A 17,141-nucleotide genomic window follows, 5' to 3' on the forward strand; every position below is an offset into this window, starting at 1 on the left:
TCCTCCATCCTTTCTATTTTACCACATTTTTTGAGAAATATAAGTGATAAAAGGCTGGTGGATAGAGCTTTTGGCGATTATTTTTCGGATTTTTTTGATAGTAGGCCTGAAAATTTCTATAATAGCTAGCCAAATCCGTTTCAATCTGCAAAAAATCTCCTGACTCTATCGGTCTGACCTGGGGATACCAGTCATCCAGTTGACGGTTTAATAGATTGTCTCCTCGTTGATAAGCCTCCTCCTGTTTTTTCATCCAGTAAGGGTTTTGGTAGTACAACTGTTGGCGAATGTAGTGACAGATAGTGGAATCTTGCACAACTGCAAAACGAGGCAGTTTTTGTTTCTGATAAGGAAATCGTAGAATTTCCAAGAGATTTCCTTTTCCATAGGGAAATTCTTTGACCTGAAAATGAAGCTTGCCACGTAGATCCTGATGCAGAAGATATTTGAGTCTCAAAATTTTCCTTTTGAGATCCAGTTCCCAAACAAAGAAACCCATATTTTGACTAAAATAGAGAAAGCCCCTTTGCAGTTGTGTTAATCGCTCCTTTAACCAGAGTTTTTCTCCCAGTAGCCAGATAACCTGATAGCCCTGGCTGCGGTATCCTTGGCTTCTATCGCCTAAAAGCTTTTGAGACAAGGGGCTGCACTGAACCTCCAGTGCTAATTTTTCATTGACGAGAACATCTGCTATCTGCTGAATCTCGGGCAGACTATATTCTAAGGCGACCTGATTGTCTTTCTTGGCCCAGTGATAAAGGCCCTCTTTGTTGCCCAAGTGTTCTGGACTTTCATTCTCAAAAATGGCCATACAATCCCTTAACCTTTCATGGGCAAAGTGCGTTCGAATGCTCTGTCCTTGGCGTAATCGTAGTCCGCCTCCACAGGCTGGACAAGTATAAGCTTGCTTGGTCACATCATTTTCGAGGGCATTCACAAAATTCCCCTTGGCATCTCTGGCTACAAACATGGGCTACCTCCTTTTCTCATTTATTCGAAAAAGAACTAAAAAAGACTGGAATTCCAGCCTTTCATAATACTATTTCTTATCTTTTTTGTCTCTTAGAATATTTTTTTAGCATGGGAATGAGATTGGAAATCTGATCACTTCTAATGACCAGCACGCCGTATTCTTGGCAGCGATTGGCATAAACAGGATTGATTTTCCCCGTACAGACAATTAACTTGAGGCAACTTTCCCCGGCAAAATGATTGGCATAGACTTCTAGTTCATTGATGGCTTCAACTGATAAATCTGTCATCTTGCAGGAGATAAAGGTAATTGAGCGCCCCTTTCTCAGAATGACATCAATCTCATTTTGAACATTGTCTGCCTCTGGAAAGATGCCATTCCAATCAATCTCACCACCTATCATGCACTCATCAAACAGCTGCGATTCCAGCGCCAAGAGATAAAGATACACCTCTAAAATATGCCCCTTGTTGCGGCAAAAAACTTGAGCTTCTTGACTTGGAAAGCTGTATGCTACTCGTTTCTTGTCTTCGCTTTCAATACAAAGCATCCCCGCTTCCACTAGTAAGGGGATAAGGGATTTTGGATAGTGATAATACCTGCCATTGTTTTCCAGTATCTTTTCTGTCTCAGCATGCAGGTCATTGGTCTTAGCTAGAGAGAAAAATTGGGTCACTTGATACCAGTGAGCAGGATTGGAAATAGCAGAGCTGGCTAGCTTTTTAATGGCTGCAATTTGCTGATCTGAGTGGATAGGGCGTTTTGATTTGAGCATTTTTCCACCACGCAAGGCTATCAGCTGTTGGATGCTTAGGGTTGGAATGTCCAAGTCTTCTTTTTCTAACTGACCGGCTATCCACTTGTATTGTTTTCCCCGCTCGACATCCATGGCAACGATGGGGAGGTCCCGATCCAAGCCGTATTGATATAGGGATAAGGCTAGTAGCGAATCCCCACCAAAAACATCGAGAAGGACTTGGTCGTAACTTGTTAGGCAATAATCTAACTGGTCCACTAGTTGTTCTAAGGAGAGCTGACGAAAGGTCACTCGTTGGATATGAGGCACCTCATCCATGATAAACTGACGGAGGGAGACTTTCTCATCATTGCTTATTTTCGTCAAAGATAGAAAAAGAATCTCGTCACAATCACTGATAAAGGCTTGGTAGACATTCTTTTCCAATACATGCCGATCATACAGCTCCACCAAAAGACTCGTCATTTGATCACCTCCATCATCTACAACTGATTAAGCAGAGAGACAGTAATAGACCTCTACTGCTCAGATTTCCTACTTCTAGTATAGCATAAAACCTGCTCGTCCCAATCAACCAACGCAAACAAAAACGAATAGAAACCTTGCAAAGTGATTTCTATTCGCTGGGTTAAGTTTGATTTACTTGACTTTTTTGGCTAACATGGTCGCAAAGCGTAGTTGAATGCGATTGCCATTTTCATCACGACGGTGCAGATGTCCTGGATTTTCATTGTACTTAACCAATTCCCAATCTTTGTAGTAGTCCGCCAACTCCCCTTCTTTAAAAGTGAATGGGAAGTTGACTGAGCAAGGATAATCCTCTGTATCCATGGCACAGACGATAAGGTTATAGCCACCAACCGTGGTGTGCTCCTGCATATTTTGGATAATAGCTGGAATGCGGTCCGCTTGTAGGAACATCAGAACAACTGTTGAAACGATAAAATCATAGGCTTGCCCAATGCTGGCTGAATTGATATCGTATAGTCCTACAGGCATGTCTAGATCCTCTTGTTCTACAATGCTTTGCAAGATTTCAAGGGACAATTCATTTTGGTCAACAGCTGTCACATCAAAACCATTCTGTGCAAGAAAGAGAGAGTTACGCCCCTGACCACAACCTAAATCCAAGGCTTTACCTGGTTTCACCGTCTGCATAGCCTCTAGGACCTCCGAATGGACTGGATTGGTCTGGTATTTCTTAGGGAAATAATCCTCAGGTTTACAATAAAATTCCAAGTACCACTCTACATCGTCTGTTGCAGCATCTACTCGGTGCCAGGCTTGTGGTTGCGCCATAGGATTGTCTGCACCTGCCTCAAAGAGGTGCTCAGCTAGAACCTCACCATCTTCGGTTAATTCAATAAACTTGAGTGCCCCCTTCAAGACAGTAATTTTTCCCCAGGTGCCGACTTTAGTATTGTGCTTTTGCTGAACTGCTTCAGGCATGGTCTGTTTATTCCACAAGGGCATCCGTTTATAGGCAATTAATTTTTCCATTTTACTTCCTCTTCTTAACGCTGGTTGACAGCTTTCATCACACGCGCGATGTCGCGGTTTTGTTCACGACGCTTGATTGACTCCCGTTTGTCATAGTCATGTTTCCCTTTAGCAAGTCCTAAAAGGAGTTTAGCATAACCATCTTTGATATAGACTTTAAGGGGAACAAGGGTCATTCCTGTCCCTTTGGTCTCTTGTTCCAATTTTTGAATTTGCTTCTTATGGAGCAGAAGTTTGCGACGTCGTTCCGGTTCCTGGTTCCAGATATTGCCCTCTTCGTAAGGGGCAATATGGACATTGCTCAGCCAGACTTCCCCATTTTTTACTTGGGCAAAGCCGTCCTTGAGATTGATTCGAGCTGCTCGAACGCTCTTGATTTCAGTTCCGGTTAGGACCATTCCTGCCTCTAGCGTATCTACGATTGTATAGTCGTGGTGCGCCTTTTTATTTTGTGCGACGACCTTTCCCTCGCCCTTTGCCATGCTTGGCTCCTTTCTTAGCTACTTCTTTGTAAAAAGGTTTCTTTCCCTTTTTCTTTTTATCTTTTTGTGAATGCTTGTGCTTATCATTTGAGCGCCCTGATTTTCTCTTGTCTTCCTTCTTATCCGAACGACGACTTGAACCACGACCCCTGTCTCTGCGACCAGCTTGTTTCAAGCCCTTTTCGATGACATCAAACTCACTTGGAATATAAGAGAAATCAATCTCTCCCGTCATCTTATCGGCTCTTTCAACTCGAATTCGAATTTGCTGTCCCACACGGAAAGTTGTTCCTGATTTTTCCCCACGAAGAGTCAAATCACGTTCATTAAAATGATAAAATTCAGGCAAATTAGTGATATGAATCAAGCCTTCAACCGTGTTTGACAATTCAACAAAGAGACCAAACTTGACAATGCTGGATACAACCGCATCATACTCTTCACCCACATATTCTTCCATGTACTCAGCCTTTTTCATGGCTTCGACTTCACGCTCTGCCTCGATGGCACGACGTTCACGGTTGGAAGACTGGGTTGCAATCTCTGGAATCACTTGCTCAAAATGCTCTGCTATTTCCTTAGAACGGCCGTAATCCCGAATCATTCGATGGACAAGGAGGTCTGGATAACGGCGAATAGGGCTGGTAAAGTGAGTGTAATAATCAGCAGCAAGTCCATAGTGACCGTGATTATGCTCGGAATAGCGAGCCTGCTGCATGGATCGGAGAAGCATCATGGACAATACATCTGCATAGGGTTCTCCCTCAACCGCATGCATGATGTCTTGAAGGGCCTCCTGGCTAATCTCACTGGCAGTCCCATAAATTCGCAAACCAAAGCTCGAAGCGTAATCAATAAACTTCTGAACTTTTTCAGCCTTAGGCTCCTCGTGAATCCGATAGATAAAAGGTAGGTCCAGCTTGCTGAAGTGCTCGGCAACCGTTTCGTTAGCAATCAACATGAAGGACTCGATCATGCGCTCTGCAATGCCTCGTTGGCGAAGAACGATATCCACAGGCTTGCCTTTTTTATCCACTAGAATCTTAGCTTCACTGGTATCAAAATTGAGAGCTCCACGTTTCTCACGCATGCTTTCTAGCCTTTCATGAAGCTTGGCCATGAGTTCGATACTAGGAACAATTTTCTTAAACTCTTGTCTTTTTTCCTCATCGCCAGCTAGGATGTCATTGACAGCGCTATAGGTCATACGAAAACTAGTCTTGATAACAGTTTGGGTAATGGTGTAATGAACCACACGACCATGTTTATCAATTTCCATAATAGCAGACTGGGTCAAGCGATCTACTTTAGGATTGAGAGAGCAGATACCATTTGACAGACGCTCTGGAAGCATTGGCACCACTCGATCTGTCACGTAGACAGAAGTCGCGCGGTTAAGGGCTTCCTTGTCAAGGGCAGAACCCTCAGTCACATAGTAGGAAACATCTGCGATGTGAACTCCGAGTTCTAGATTGCCATTTTTCAAAGGCTTGATGTGTACCGCATCATCCAAGTCCTTGGCATCCGCACCGTCAATGGTAAAGGTAATCTCATCTCTCAGGTCCAGACGACCTTCCATATCCTTTTGAGACGGAGCATCTGGCACACTTTCTGCCTCCTTGAGAACAACTTCTGGAAATTCTGAGACAATATCCATGGATTCCAAGACTTCAAGAACATCAATCCCAGCATCAGTCGAGTGCCCCACCACGTCTAGCACACTAGCGACAAAGAAATCATGTTTCTTACTTGGATATTTGTCGATAAAGACCTTGAGAACCTCTGTACCTTCCAACTTGATAGCCGGTTTCTTCACATAGATCGGTTGGCTGATTTTCTGATTTTTTGAACGGATGTAGCCGGCATACTTGGGCTTTTCCTGATCCAGAACGATTTGCCCGACAACTGTTGTCAGACTATGCTCTAGGATATCGATAATTTTGGCTTCTGCAGCAGTTCCCTTGTTGCGGTCAGCGACTTTTTTGATCACGACCTCAACGGTATCACCATCAATGGCATAATTGACATCGTTTTTTCCTACAAAAAGATCGTCCTCTTCGCCTTCTAGACTGACAAAGCCAAAGCCATTTTTATGGGCATGAAAAACCCCTTTGAGAGTGATTTCATGTTTCTTCTTTTGGTCCAGACATAAGCTACCATCATCTTCAAAGCGAATCTGGTGCTTTCTTTCCATCAGAGACAGGGTTTTAATCAACTCACGGAAATCCTTGGACCCATCCTTTCCGAGAGCCTGAGCAAGATCATTTACCGTCACTCGCCCCTTCTCTTGCAAATATTCTTTAATTTTATCTTTCATGTTTTCTTTCTAGATTTTTATAATTTTTTGAGTGATAACTTTAGTAAACATCATTCAAAATAAAAATAGGCTAAGACCTAGTCTCGCCCATTTCTTATCTACTTGATAATACCGTCAATGCTAAGGCAATGGCTAGCCAGAAAAAGACTAAAATACCTGTCAAACGTTGCATCACAGCTTCAAAACCACGCGCTTTACTACGTTCAAACAAATCACCTGAGCTGGCATCAAATACATTGCTGGATTGGTTCTTAGTTGGTTGCATGAAAATCGCAATCACAATCACAACAGATAATACTAATAAAATGGTTAATAATAGGTTATACATATCAAACTCCTTAAAATCCCTATTATTTTACCATAAATTCTACTTAGATTCAAGATGTAAAGTTACTTTTCTTTCCTTTGGACAATATTTTAACACCTCAATCTTGTCTGGATGGGTTTTGGAGTTCTTACTGGTTAGATAATTCATGCTGCCACAAGAGGAGCACTTGAGATTGATTTTTACTCGCACTAGATTTCCTTTACTTTTAATAATGATCTAAATTGTACTAAGTTGCATAAACAACTGAAAGCTACACAGGCTGCTGTCGCATAAAAGACAGCATGGTAGCCCAAATATCCTGCAACTGCGGATCCCGCCATAGGTCCGATCACTCCACCAAGGTAAAAAAAGACTTGGTTGAAGGCGAAAATCCGTGAAATACCTGATTTTGGAGTCATTTTGCTAAGAAGAGCATTGACACCTGGTATGAGAGCTCCTGTTCCCAGACCAAAGAGAAAACGATACAAGCCAAGTTGAAGGGGGCTGGTTGCATGGGCACAAAGAAGGTAAATGATGACGGAATAAATCTGCGCCGCGACCAACAATCTATGATTCCCTACCTTATCGCCAAGTTTTCCTAGAATTCCAGCACTCATCATGCTAGAAAATCCCATGCTGGATACGATCAATCCTGATACAAAGAGGAGATTCTCAGTCTGCCCTAAGTCCCGCACATAGAGAGCTAAAATGGGGCCAATTGATTGAGCTGAAAATTGAATGACAAAGCTCGTCAAAAATAGGTTTACTAAGAGTCTAGGATACTTGAAAGAAGAAAATACTTCTTTCGTTGGGATAGCCTTCTCCTTAGCAACTGGCTGAAAATCTTCCTTGATAAAGAAAATGGTTAGGATTGCAGCTAAAAATAAGAAAGAACCTACCAATAAAAAGACATTGCGAATACCAAAAATTTCAGCAATAAAGCCCCCAACAAAGGGACCCGTCAATGTTCCTGCAACTACACCTGTAGATAGAGTCCCCAGAGCCGCTCCAGACTTATCTTTGGGTACCTGACTAGCAATCAAGGCCGTTGCATTGGGGACAAAACCAGTAAATACACCATTGAGCAAGCGCAAAAAGAGTAGCCAATAGATATTCGGAACAAAGGCCAAACCTCCCATCGTAATGGTCATGGCAAGACCTGCTCGAATCATCATGGGTTTTCGACCGTACTTGTCAGCAAGAATACCCCAGATGGGAGAAACTAGAGCTGCTGAAACAGCCGAAACTGAGATGGCTAATCCAGCATAGAAAGCAACTTGGTCTCCTTCAATTCCCAACTGCTCCACAAAGATAGGCATGAAAGGAACGACCAAGGAAATGCTGGCGCCCGTTAGAAAACTACCGAACCAGGCGACACGAAGATTCTCTTTCCAACTAATATCTTGCACAGCTATCGCCTCCTTCAAGTAACTTCACTACTTGAGCCACAAGCTGATCACGACTGCCATTATTGTCTAATATATGGCTCGCCAATTTTTTCTTTTCTTCTAAAGACCATTGGGCGGCCAAACGGGACTCTGCTACTTCCTTAGAAAGATGATCCCGTTTCATGAAACGTTCCACCTGAACATCACGGTCCACATAGACCAGCCACGTTTCATCAAACCAAGCACTGTAGTCCTGTTCAAAAAGCAGGGGAATATCCATGAAAAAAACCGTTTCTGTCTGAGCTAACTGGTCTCTCAGTGCAGCCAATTCCTCACGAATAATCTCTCCTTGGGTTTGTTTAGACCATTCCCGCTCCTCAGGATTTGAGAAGATGAGACTAGCTAGGAGAGGGCGATTGAGTTCTTCATTTTCAAGGATTATTTTTTGTCCAAAGTGCTGAACTAAGAGCTGATAAAGACGACCACCAGGTTTCTGTAGTTGGTGGACGACTGTGTCAGCATCCACCACTTGAAAACCTTTCTCTCTTAGGAAATTTGTCACAGTTGACTTACCAGAGGCAATTCCTCCTGTGATTCCGATGATTTTTCCCATCAGCCCCTCCTTTGACACTGAGGACAAAAATGAGTTCCCCGTCCACCGAGCTGGAATTTCTCAATCACTGTCCCACAGCGCGAACATGCTTGTCCAGTCTTATCATAGACCTGATGGAAGTCCTGCATGGTTCCGTCTTCCCCAAAGGCATTGGTATAGGTCCGAATGGTGGAACCGCCCTTTTCGACTGCCTGTCCCAAAACAGCAATGGTCTGGTCATGAATAGCTGACGCTTCTTCTGCCGTCAAAGTCTGGGAAAGTCTAGCTGGATGAATCTGAGCTCGCCAAAGAACCTCATCCACATAGATATTACCAAGGCCAGCTACCAAGGTTTGGTCTAAAAGGTGAGATTTGATAGGCTTTTTAGACTTGGCTAGGGCAGCTTGAAAGACCTGCAAATCAAAGTCCTGATCTTTGGGCTCAGGGCCTAGTTTCTTAGAAATAAAGTAGGCATCCAAAAGGTCAGGCGCCAAGAGTTCCATCGTACCAAACTTGCGTACATCCTCGTAAACAAGCGTACCACCATCCTCAAACTGGATGAAAACATGGGCATGCTTGCGTTCAGGAACCTGGTCCGGATAGTAGAAATACTTGCCCTCCATCCGCAGATGGGAAATCAAGACCTTGTCTGTTAGGAAAAAAAGCAGATATTTTCCACGACGTCCCATTGACTCGATAATCTGACCAGGCAATTCCTTTTGAAACTCTTCCAAATCCGTCTTAATCATCTTGGGATAAGCAATCTCTATATTAGAAATCTTCTTTCCCAAGATCAATTTTTCTAAGCCACGACGAACCGTTTCAACCTCAGGTAATTCAGGCATAAATCCTCCTTCTGTAAAAACAAGAAGCAGGCATGAGCCCACCTCTACTTAGTATTCTTTTTCATTATAGCCAAAGTCAGCCAAATCTAGCTTTTTATCACGCCAGTTTTTCTTGACCTTGACCCAAGTTTCTAGGAAAACCTTGTCCCCTAGCATGAGTTCGATATCACGACGGGCCATGGTCCCTATTTTCTTGAGCATAGCGCCACCTTTTCCGATGATAATTCCTTTTTGGCTATCGCGCTCCACCATGATGGTTGCTCGGATGTGAACCTTGTCTGTCTCTTCATCACGCTTCATAGAGTCGACCACTACTGCGACAGAATGAGGAATCTCTTCGCGAGTCAAATGAAGAACCTTCTCACGAATCATTTCTGAAACCAAGAAACGCTCAGGGTGGTCTGTGATTTGATCAGATGGGAAATACTGGAAACCTTCCTCTAGATTTTCACTCAAAATATCGATTAGTCGAGAAACGTTATTTCCCTGAAGGGCTGAGATAGGAACAATTTCCTTAAAGTCCATCTGGTTACGGAAGTCATCAATCTGAGCCAAAAGTTGGTCTGGATGGACCTTGTCAATCTTATTCACCACCAGAATCACAGGAACCTTGGCAGCTTTCAGACGCTCGATAATCATATCGTCGCCCTTACCACGTGGCTCATCAGCTGGCACCATGAATAGAACAGTATCCACTTCACGCAAAGTACTATAGGCTGATTCCACCATGAAATCTCCAAGAGCTGTTTTGGGCTTGTGAATCCCCGGTGTATCGATAAAGACGATTTGCTCCTTATCCGTGGTGTAAATCCCCATGATTTTATTGCGCGTTGTTTGCGCTTTGTCACTCATAATGGCAATCTTTTGCCCCATGACGTGATTTAAAAAGGTTGACTTCCCAACATTGGGACGTCCCAAAATAGCTACAAAGCCTGATTTAAATGTCATAATTTCCTCTTATAGTTTAAAATAGTATATCCCAAATGCGTGGGATAAAGATAAGTGCACCTGTCATTGCAGCAAAAAGAGAGACCACTAGCACAGCTCCTGCTGCCATGTCCTTGGCTTTCTTTGCCAACATAGAAAAGTGATAGTGACTGGCTAAATCCACTACATTTTCAATAGCAGAGTTAATAATCTCAAATGCTACTACTAAGAAAATGCTCATTAGGAGAAAGAGCCATTCGATTCGTGACACCTGAAAAACAAAACCTGCAAAGATGACTACTAGAGCCGTCACTGCATGTTTTCGCATATTGCGTTCTTCCTTGAAAGCAGTCAGAATTCCTGTAAGAGCAAATTCTAAACTGGATACCAGGTCACGATTTTTCCATTTTCGTTTATTGTCTTGTGAGTCCATAGGCTGTCAAAATTTCTTCTTGTAAACCGAACATCTCCGCTTCTTCTTCCGGAGTGTAGTGATCGTAGCCGTTAATGTGTAAAAAGCCGTGTACTGCCAAGAAGCCCATTTCACGCTCAAAGCTGTGACCGTATTCCTCAGCCTGCTCATGCGCTTTATCGATAGAGATGAACAGTTCCCCAATATAGGCATCAAACTCAGACATCATCTCTGCCAATTCAGGATTTTCAAGCAAATCCTCTTCGTCAAAGGAGATGTCCAACTCTGGTTTATACTCAAGGCTAATGACATCTGTCGGACGATCCGTATCACGGTACTCTAGATTGAGTTCGTGGCTACGCTCGTTGGTCACAAAAGTAACTGCCATCTCCTTGTCTTCTTTTCCTATTTTTTGGGCTGCAAATTCCAAAATTTCTTGGGTTTGTTGCAAGATTTCTTGTGAAACTTGACCAGTTTCATCTACCATTTCAATATACATGTACTTCTCGATTCTCTTTACTTGGCTTTATTATACCACATTTCCATGATTTTATTCTACCTTTTTGATATAATACTATGGAATACAATCACAAGGAGAGAACGATGTCATTTGACGGATTTTTTTTACACCACATGGTTGAGGAATTGCGAAGCGAGTTGGTCAATGGTCGCATTCAGAAAATCAATCAACCTTTTGAACAAGAGTTGGTCTTGCAAATCCGCAGCAATCGCCAAAGCCATCGCCTGCTCCTCTCTGCTCATCCCGTTTTTGGTCGCATCCAGCTGACCCAAACAACTTTTGAAAATCCAGCCCAACCTTCGACTTTTATCATGGTTTTGAGAAAGTATTTACAAGGCGCCCTGATTGAGTCGATTGAGCAAGTGGAAAACGACCGTATCGTGGAAATTACCGTTTCCAATAAAAACGAGATTGGAGACCATATTCAGGCTACCTTGATTATCGAAATCATGGGCAAACACAGTAATATTCTCCTCGTAGATAAAAGTAGCCATAAAATCCTCGAAGTCATCAAACACGTCGGCTTTTCACAAAATAGCTACCGCACCTTACTTCCAGGATCTACCTATATCGCTCCGCCGAGTACCGAGTCTCTCAATCCATTTACTGTCAAGGATGAAAAACTCTTTGAAATCCTACAAACACAGGAACTAACAGCAAAAAATCTTCAAAGTCTCTTTCATGGTCTAGGACGTGATACGGCAAATGAATTGGAAAACATTCTTGTCAGTGATAAACTGTCTACTTTCCGAAACTTCTTCGGGCAAGAAACCAATCCATGCTTAACAGAGACTTCCTTCAGCCCAGTTCCTTTTGTAAATCAGGTGGGAGAGCCTTTTGCCAGCCTTTCTGACTTGCTGGACACCTACTATAAGGACAAGGCTGAACGGGACCGTGTCAAACAGCAAGCCAGTGTGCTCATTCGTCGTGTTGAAAATGAACTTCAGAAAAATCGACATAAGCTTAAAAAACAAGAAAAAGAGTTACTAGCGACAGACAATGCTGAAGAATTTCGCCAAAAAGGAGAATTGTTGACAACCTTCCTCCACCAAGTTCCCAATGACCAAGATCAGGTTACCTTGGACAACTACTACACCAACCAACCTATCACCATTGCTCTTGATAAGGCACTAACTCCTAGTCAGAATGCCCAACGCTACTTTAAACGCTACCAGAAACTCAAAGAAGCTGTCAAATACCTGACTGAGTTGATTGAAGAAACCAAGGCAACCATTCTCTATCTGGAAAGTGTTGAGACTGTTCTCAACCAAGCTGGGCTGGAGGAAATCGCTGAAATCCGTGAAGAATTGATCCAAACAGGCTTTATTAGAAGACGCCAACGTGAAAAAATCCAGAAACGCAAAAAACCAGAACAGTATCTAGCGAGCGATGGCAAAACCATCATTTATGTCGGTCGTAACAACTTGCAAAATGAAGAGCTAACCTTTAAAATGGCTCGCAAGGAGGAACTTTGGTTCCATGCCAAGGACATCCCTGGAAGCCATGTCGTCATCTCAGGAAATCTCAATCCTTCTGACGAAGTTAAAACGGACGCTGCGGAGCTAGCTGCCTACTTCTCCAAAGGGCGCTTGTCAAATCTCGTTCAGGTAGATATGATTGAAGTGAAAAAACTCAATAAACCAACTGGTGGCAAACCTGGCTTTGTAACCTACACAGGACAAAAGACCCTCCGCGTTACACCAGACCCCGAAAAAATCGCATCTATGAAAAAATCCTGATTCCACTTGAAATCAGGATTTTCTTTTACAATTTACTCTGCAATTAAGGTTTCCAAGCCGACCTTCATCATATCAGTGAAGGTGTTTTGGCGTTCTTCTGCAGTGGTGTCTTCATCTGGATTGACCAAGCTATCAGAAATGGTCATGATAGCAAGTGCATCGACGTGGTGTTGGGCAGTCAAGTAGTAAAGGGCTGCTGCTTCCATTTCGACAGCTTTAACTCCCCATTTACCAAGTTCGATGTTCTTTTCAAAGTAGTTTGAATAAAAGACATCTGATGACAAAACGTTCCCAACGTGGGTGGTCATACCTAGTTCTTTGGCGATATGGTAGGCCTTGTCTAGCAAGTCAAAACTAGCAATTTGTGGGAAATCATACTGTGGCCAGTCGTTGCGGATGATGTTTGAGTTGGTTGCAGCTGCTTGCGCCAAAACCAATTCACGGACGTGGACATCTTCATTCAAAGAACCAGCAGTTCCCACACGGATCAATTTTTTCACACCGTAGTCCACAATCAACTCACGCGCATAAATCGAAATGGACGGCATCCCCATCCCAGTTCCCATGACCGATACACGGTGCCCTTTGTAAGTACCAGTGTAACCAAACATGTTACGCACTTCATTAAAACAAACAGCATCTTCAAGGAAGTTTTCCGCAATAAATTTCGCACGAAGAGGATCCCCAGGAAGAAGAATTTTATCAGCAATTTCACCCTGCTGAGCAGCAATATGGATAGACATAATATAAGATACCAAACCCGTCAAAAAGCGAAGGGAAAATAGGAGTTGGGCGCAGTGAGCGATGCTCGCTAGACCAACTATCTTTTTCCCACCGCTTTTAGGGTGGGTTCAATTCCTTTCTTTCTTGATTTTGATGATAAATAGGAGAATAGCTCGGGTTCAATTCAAAACCAAACTACCCTACCTTTCAATGTTTTAGAAAAGCTTTCCGCTCGTGTTCAAATTAGAACACTTCACTCTACCTTTCTATAATAAGTATTGATTACAATTCAGCAAGAATCGTTTTAAGCAAGCCTTTGAAGTCGCCTTTGACACGCTCTGTCACTTCCACAACTTCTTCGTGGTTGAGTTCTTCTTGGAAACCAGCAGCATGGTTCGTAATACATGAAATTCCTAGAACTTTCAAGCCTGAGTGGGCGGCCACAATCACTTCAGGAACAGTGGACATACCAACTGCATCTGCCCCCAATGTCTTATAGGCACGAATCTCTGCTGGGGTTTCATAAGTTGGACCTGTTACACCAATATAGACACCTTCATCAAGCTTGATACCAAGTTTCTTAGCCACTTCATGGGCAGTAGCACGGTATTCTGGAGTGTAGGCTTTAGACATATCTGGGAAACGTGGACCAAAATCATCCAAGTTTTCACCCATCAATGGGTTTTGCCCCGTCATATTGATATGGTCTGAGATAGCCATCAAGGTACCAGGTCCATAGCTAATACCACCAGCTGCATTGGTTACAATGACACCTTCACATCCGAGGACTTTCATCACACGAACTGGGAAAGTCACGACTTCAAGAGGATTTCCCTCGTAGAAATGGAAGCGTCCTTGAAGAGCCAAGACCTTGCGCCCTGCAAGTTCACCATATACCAATTTACCAGCGTGCCCAACTACTGTAGAGCGGCCCCAGTTTGGAATGTCTGCATAGTCTACTACAACTGGATTTTCGATTTCTTCTGCCAATTCTCCAAGTCCTGATCCAAGGATTAAACCAAACTCAGGTGCTTGGATTCCCTTGTCTTTCAGGAAAGCAGCTGTTTCCTTGATTTTATCTAAAAATGTCATTGTGTGTCTCCTTTATTATTTTTTAGCATTTGACCGATTTTGTCAAAGGTTTTTGCGTTGCGAATGGTGATGTTGCGGTAGAAAGGCATCTTGAGCAAGTACTTGTGATAGGCAGTTGCATAGTAGGATTTTTCAGAGAATTTCCCCCAGAAAATCCCAAGTCTTCCAAAATGAATCACTTCATCTTTCAGTTCCAAACTTTCAACTTTCTCGATGACTTGATCCACATCCAAGCCCTCCGTGTAAAAGAGGACGTCCTTTCGTGCCAAATCTTTGGTCCACCATTCAGGCAGATTTTCAAGTTCCTCTTCAAAGTCCTCAAGACTCAACAAGGAAAAGCTCTGAATAAATGGATAATGGATTTCAAAGAAAGCCTCTAACTTTTCAACCAATTGGGCTTTGGGAGCTGTCGAAGTAAAGAAAATGTTGCCACTGTTGATGTAGGTTTCAACCTTTTCCAGTCCCAACTCTGTCAGTTCTTGACGAAGTTGCGCCATGACAACTTTATTCTTGCCACCGACATTAATTCCCCTTACCAGTAAAGCATAGCGTTTCATCTTATACCAATTTATCTAAGAAACTTTCCCCAATCATGGCAGTTTCAACACCAAAGTTATCCGCAACTGTTGCTGAGATATCTGCAAAATGTCCAACTGGAATGACACCATTTCCTTTAAAGGAAGGACTGTAAGCCAAAAGTGGAATATATTCGCGAGTGTGGTCTGTTCCTGCATAGGTTGGGTCATTTCCATGGTCCGCAGTAATCAAAAGAAGGTCATTTTCTCTCATTGCTGCGATAATTTCAGGCAAGCGTTCATCAAACTCATGCAAGCAATCACGGTAACCATGAGCATTGCGGCGGTGTCCATAAAGGGCATCAAAGTCAACTAAGTTTGTGAAAGAGAATCCTTTTTCAAACTCAGCAAGTCCCATGGTCTTCAAGAGTGTATCAATTCCATGACTGTTTGACTTGTTGTGGCCCATGTCATGATTGATACCAGCGCCATTAAAGATATCGTTGATTTTACCAACAGCGTAAGTATCGATGCCAGCTTCGTTCAATTTATCCAAAACAGTTGGTGCAAATGGAGATACTGCCAAGTCACGACGGTTTGCTGTACGAGTGAAATTACCTGGCTCACCAACATATGGACGGGCAATGATACGACCTAGAAGAGCAGGACGCTCAAGGGTAATCGAACGAGCGTATTCACAAATACGGTACAATTCATCCAAAGGAATAATGTCTTCGTGGGCAGCAATCTGCAAAACAGGGTCAGCTGAAGTATAGATAATCAACTCCCCAGTTTCCATCTGACGTGGTCCAAAATCATCGATAACAGCTGTTCCTGAATAAGGTTTGTTGGCTTCACGAATGACCTTGCGTCCTGAAAATTCTTCGATTTTTGTCAGGATTTCTTCTGGGAATCCGTTCCAGAAAGTATCGAAAGGCTCGGTAATATTGAGTCCCATGATTTCCCAGTGTCCAGTCATAGTATCCTTACCAAGGGAAACTTCTTCCAATTTTGTTGCATAACCTGTTGGGTTGATTTCTGCTGGTACAGTCTTAAGAGGAGTTTCACGTGGAATATTTCCTAAACCAATTTTAGCCATGTTTGGCACATTCAAACCAACTGTTTTTGAAATGTGTCCTAGTGTGTCAGAAGCTCCATCTGGAACCCCTGCATTGACAAAGTTATTGGCATCTGGTGCAGCACCGATTCCCACAGAATCCAGTACCACCAAGTGAATACGATTAAATTTTGACATAGTGTATCTCCTTATTATGTTGATTAGTTTGCTTTTGTTGAAGTTAAAATCTGAACCCCATCTCGTCCCGCTACGATGACCTTATCCACCATTTGGTTAAACAAGCCGTGCTCTACGACACCAACGACATGGTCCAATTCTTGCCCGAAGGCAATTGGATCTTCAATGACATCCAAAGCTAGGTCAATGATAAAGTTCTGCATATCGGTCACAAAACGTTGGCCGTCTTTTTCACGGAAACTTGGTTTATAGCCAGCTCGCTCAAACCGACGAAAGACCTGTTCTGCACCATACTGAACCACTTCTACTGGCAATTTAAAAGCACCTAGTTTCTTGACCAGTTTGCTTTCATCCACCACCCAAATGTATTCTTTTGAGGGCGTTGCGACAACCTTCTCCATGAGAAGGGCACCACCACCGCCTTTGATTCCGTTAAACTGGCTATCTACTTCATCCGCCCCGTCAACCGTCACATCGACAAAGTCTACTTGATCAATCGACTTGAGCGGGATGTTAAGTCCTTCAGCCTGTTTACTGGTCACACTGGAAGTCGTTACAGCAGTAATCTGCAAACCTTCTTCCTTGATCCGACGACCTACTTCCTCTACGAAATAGTAGGCAGTAGAGCCAGTTCCCAGACCAACAACCATACCATCCTTGACAAACTCAGCAGCCTTGATACCTGCCATCTTTTTCAGATTCTCCACTTAAACACCTCCATTAAAGAGCTATTTTTATTATAACATGTATCCGTTTTTATTTCATGGATACACTGGAAAAACCCGAACATTTTTATT

The 17,141-nt window shown here is 43.0% G+C and carries 19 protein-coding genes; 1 reads left to right on the forward strand and 18 read right to left on the reverse strand.

From position 1 onward, the window contains the following. Window positions 1-13 precede the first annotated feature (13 nt). From HMPREF2655_RS09345 to ybeY, 13 genes are all read right to left on the reverse strand, one after another. Window positions 14-970 (reverse strand): competence protein CoiA, encoded by a 957-nt coding sequence (locus HMPREF2655_RS09345; RefSeq protein ID WP_033629881.1) that lies wholly within the window; start codon window positions 968-970, stop codon window positions 14-16. A 76-nt stretch (window positions 971-1,046) separates the two neighbouring features. After that, window positions 1,047-2,195: a PDDEXK family nuclease gene (locus HMPREF2655_RS09350; protein ID WP_070838689.1), complete on the reverse strand. Its 1,149-nt coding sequence runs from the start codon at window positions 2,193-2,195 to the stop codon at window positions 1,047-1,049. 174 nt (window positions 2,196-2,369) lie between these two features. After that, entirely contained in the window at window positions 2,370-3,230 is an 861-nt protein-coding gene (tehB, locus tag HMPREF2655_RS09355) for an SAM-dependent methyltransferase TehB (protein ID WP_070838691.1), read from the reverse strand. A gap of 14 nt (window positions 3,231-3,244) precedes the next feature. Continuing rightward, window positions 3,245-3,712: an SsrA-binding protein SmpB gene (gene smpB / locus HMPREF2655_RS09360; RefSeq protein WP_001051742.1), complete on the reverse strand. Its 468-nt coding sequence runs from the start codon at window positions 3,710-3,712 to the stop codon at window positions 3,245-3,247. Continuing rightward, complete coding sequence (rnr, locus tag HMPREF2655_RS09365) at window positions 3,675-6,029, reverse strand: ribonuclease R (RefSeq protein WP_070838693.1); 2,355 nt, start codon at window positions 6,027-6,029, stop codon at window positions 3,675-3,677. Before rnr ends, smpB begins: the two co-directional genes overlap by 38 nt. 94 nt (window positions 6,030-6,123) lie before the next feature. Continuing rightward, window positions 6,124-6,357: a preprotein translocase subunit SecG gene (gene secG / locus HMPREF2655_RS09370; RefSeq protein ID WP_000282517.1), complete on the reverse strand. Its 234-nt coding sequence runs from the start codon at window positions 6,355-6,357 to the stop codon at window positions 6,124-6,126. 39 nt (window positions 6,358-6,396) lie between these two features. After that, window positions 6,397-6,546, reverse strand: a complete 150-nt coding sequence (rpmG, locus tag HMPREF2655_RS09375; protein WP_007519517.1) for a 50S ribosomal protein L33 — start codon at window positions 6,544-6,546, stop codon at window positions 6,397-6,399. Then, the gene (locus HMPREF2655_RS09380; protein ID WP_070838695.1) at window positions 6,546-7,745 is read right to left on the reverse strand and encodes a multidrug efflux MFS transporter PmrA; all 1,200 of its coding nucleotides are present in this window, start codon (window positions 7,743-7,745) and stop codon (window positions 6,546-6,548) included. Before HMPREF2655_RS09380 ends, rpmG begins: the two co-directional genes overlap by 1 nt. Then, window positions 7,732-8,337: a dephospho-CoA kinase gene (gene coaE, locus HMPREF2655_RS09385; RefSeq protein WP_049500852.1), complete on the reverse strand. Its 606-nt coding sequence runs from the start codon at window positions 8,335-8,337 to the stop codon at window positions 7,732-7,734. The genes HMPREF2655_RS09380 and coaE overlap by 14 nt, the downstream gene beginning before the upstream one ends. Further along, window positions 8,337-9,161, reverse strand: a complete 825-nt coding sequence (mutM, locus tag HMPREF2655_RS09390; RefSeq protein WP_049500853.1) for a DNA-formamidopyrimidine glycosylase — start codon at window positions 9,159-9,161, stop codon at window positions 8,337-8,339. Before mutM ends, coaE begins: the two co-directional genes overlap by 1 nt. Before the next feature lie 48 nt (window positions 9,162-9,209). Beyond that, complete coding sequence (era, locus tag HMPREF2655_RS09395) at window positions 9,210-10,109, reverse strand: GTPase Era (protein ID WP_000143275.1); 900 nt, start codon at window positions 10,107-10,109, stop codon at window positions 9,210-9,212. A 16-nt stretch (window positions 10,110-10,125) separates the two neighbouring features. Continuing rightward, window positions 10,126-10,521, reverse strand: a complete 396-nt coding sequence (locus HMPREF2655_RS09400) for a diacylglycerol kinase family protein (RefSeq protein ID WP_049549991.1) — start codon at window positions 10,519-10,521, stop codon at window positions 10,126-10,128. After that, window positions 10,502-10,999: an rRNA maturation RNase YbeY gene (gene ybeY, locus HMPREF2655_RS09405; protein ID WP_000275172.1), complete on the reverse strand. Its 498-nt coding sequence runs from the start codon at window positions 10,997-10,999 to the stop codon at window positions 10,502-10,504. The genes HMPREF2655_RS09400 and ybeY overlap by 20 nt, the downstream gene beginning before the upstream one ends. 104 nt (window positions 11,000-11,103) lie before the next feature. Between ybeY and pavA the strand changes: the two genes are divergently transcribed. Then, window positions 11,104-12,759, forward strand: coding sequence for an Rqc2 family fibronectin-binding protein PavA (pavA, locus tag HMPREF2655_RS09410; RefSeq protein WP_070838697.1), 1,656 nt, complete (start codon window positions 11,104-11,106; stop codon window positions 12,757-12,759). A 32-nt stretch (window positions 12,760-12,791) separates the two neighbouring features. Here pavA and deoD read toward each other — a convergent pair whose 3' ends face one another. The 5 genes from deoD to rpiA all read right to left on the reverse strand — a co-directional run bounded on the left by deoD (window position 12,792) and on the right by rpiA (window position 17,051). Next, window positions 12,792-13,502 carry a purine-nucleoside phosphorylase gene (deoD, locus tag HMPREF2655_RS09415; protein ID WP_070838699.1) on the reverse strand — a complete coding sequence of 237 codons (711 nt, stop codon included), beginning with the start codon at window positions 13,500-13,502 and terminating at the stop codon, window positions 12,792-12,794. A gap of 262 nt (window positions 13,503-13,764) precedes the next feature. After that, window positions 13,765-14,574 carry a purine-nucleoside phosphorylase gene (locus tag HMPREF2655_RS09420; RefSeq protein ID WP_070838701.1) on the reverse strand — a complete coding sequence of 270 codons (810 nt, stop codon included), beginning with the start codon at window positions 14,572-14,574 and terminating at the stop codon, window positions 13,765-13,767. Further along, the gene (locus tag HMPREF2655_RS09425) at window positions 14,571-15,131 is read right to left on the reverse strand and encodes a DUF1697 domain-containing protein (protein ID WP_070838703.1); all 561 of its coding nucleotides are present in this window, start codon (window positions 15,129-15,131) and stop codon (window positions 14,571-14,573) included. The genes HMPREF2655_RS09420 and HMPREF2655_RS09425 overlap by 4 nt, the downstream gene beginning before the upstream one ends. Before the next feature lies 1 nt (window position 15,132). Beyond that, window positions 15,133-16,344 carry a phosphopentomutase gene (locus HMPREF2655_RS09430; protein ID WP_070838705.1) on the reverse strand — a complete coding sequence of 404 codons (1,212 nt, stop codon included), beginning with the start codon at window positions 16,342-16,344 and terminating at the stop codon, window positions 15,133-15,135. A 23-nt stretch (window positions 16,345-16,367) separates the two neighbouring features. Then, window positions 16,368-17,051, reverse strand: a complete 684-nt coding sequence (rpiA, locus tag HMPREF2655_RS09435; protein WP_000429280.1) for a ribose-5-phosphate isomerase RpiA — start codon at window positions 17,049-17,051, stop codon at window positions 16,368-16,370. Between the last annotated feature and the right edge of the window lie 90 nt (window positions 17,052-17,141).

This window comes from Streptococcus sp. HMSC066F01, assembly GCF_001837335.1.
Taxonomy (GTDB): Bacteria; Bacillota; Bacilli; order Lactobacillales; family Streptococcaceae; genus Streptococcus; species Streptococcus oralis_S.

Excerpts from the sequence above, each read along its gene's own strand:
- HMPREF2655_RS09345 (WP_033629881.1), bottom strand. The coding sequence starts at position 970 with ATGTTTGTAGCCAGAGATGCCAAGGGGAATTTTGTGAATGCCCTCGAA.
- HMPREF2655_RS09350 (WP_070838689.1), bottom strand. The coding sequence starts at position 2,195 with ATGACGAGTCTTTTGGTGGAGCTGTATGATCGGCATGTATTGGAAAAG.
- tehB (WP_070838691.1), bottom strand. The coding sequence starts at position 3,230 with ATGGAAAAATTAATTGCCTATAAACGGATGCCCTTGTGGAATAAACAG.
- smpB (WP_001051742.1), bottom strand. The coding sequence starts at position 3,712 with ATGGCAAAGGGCGAGGGAAAGGTCGTCGCACAAAATAAAAAGGCGCAC.
- rnr (WP_070838693.1), bottom strand. The coding sequence starts at position 6,029 with ATGAAAGATAAAATTAAAGAATATTTGCAAGAGAAGGGGCGAGTGACG.
- secG (WP_000282517.1), bottom strand. The coding sequence starts at position 6,357 with ATGTATAACCTATTATTAACCATTTTATTAGTATTATCTGTTGTGATT.
- coaE (WP_049500852.1), bottom strand. The coding sequence starts at position 8,337 with ATGGGAAAAATCATCGGAATCACAGGAGGAATTGCCTCTGGTAAGTCA.
- mutM (WP_049500853.1), bottom strand. The coding sequence starts at position 9,161 with ATGCCTGAATTACCTGAGGTTGAAACGGTTCGTCGTGGCTTAGAAAAA.
- era (WP_000143275.1), bottom strand. The coding sequence starts at position 10,109 with ATGACATTTAAATCAGGCTTTGTAGCTATTTTGGGACGTCCCAATGTT.
- HMPREF2655_RS09400 (WP_049549991.1), bottom strand. The coding sequence starts at position 10,521 with ATGGACTCACAAGACAATAAACGAAAATGGAAAAATCGTGACCTGGTA.
- ybeY (WP_000275172.1), bottom strand. The coding sequence starts at position 10,999 with ATGTATATTGAAATGGTAGATGAAACTGGTCAAGTTTCACAAGAAATC.
- pavA (WP_070838697.1), top strand. The coding sequence starts at position 11,104 with ATGTCATTTGACGGATTTTTTTTACACCACATGGTTGAGGAATTGCGA.
- deoD (WP_070838699.1), bottom strand. The coding sequence starts at position 13,502 with ATGTCTATCCATATTGCTGCTCAGCAGGGTGAAATTGCTGATAAAATT.
- HMPREF2655_RS09420 (WP_070838701.1), bottom strand. The coding sequence starts at position 14,574 with ATGACATTTTTAGATAAAATCAAGGAAACAGCTGCTTTCCTGAAAGAC.
- HMPREF2655_RS09425 (WP_070838703.1), bottom strand. The coding sequence starts at position 15,131 with ATGAAACGCTATGCTTTACTGGTAAGGGGAATTAATGTCGGTGGCAAG.
- HMPREF2655_RS09430 (WP_070838705.1), bottom strand. The coding sequence starts at position 16,344 with ATGTCAAAATTTAATCGTATTCACTTGGTGGTACTGGATTCTGTGGGA.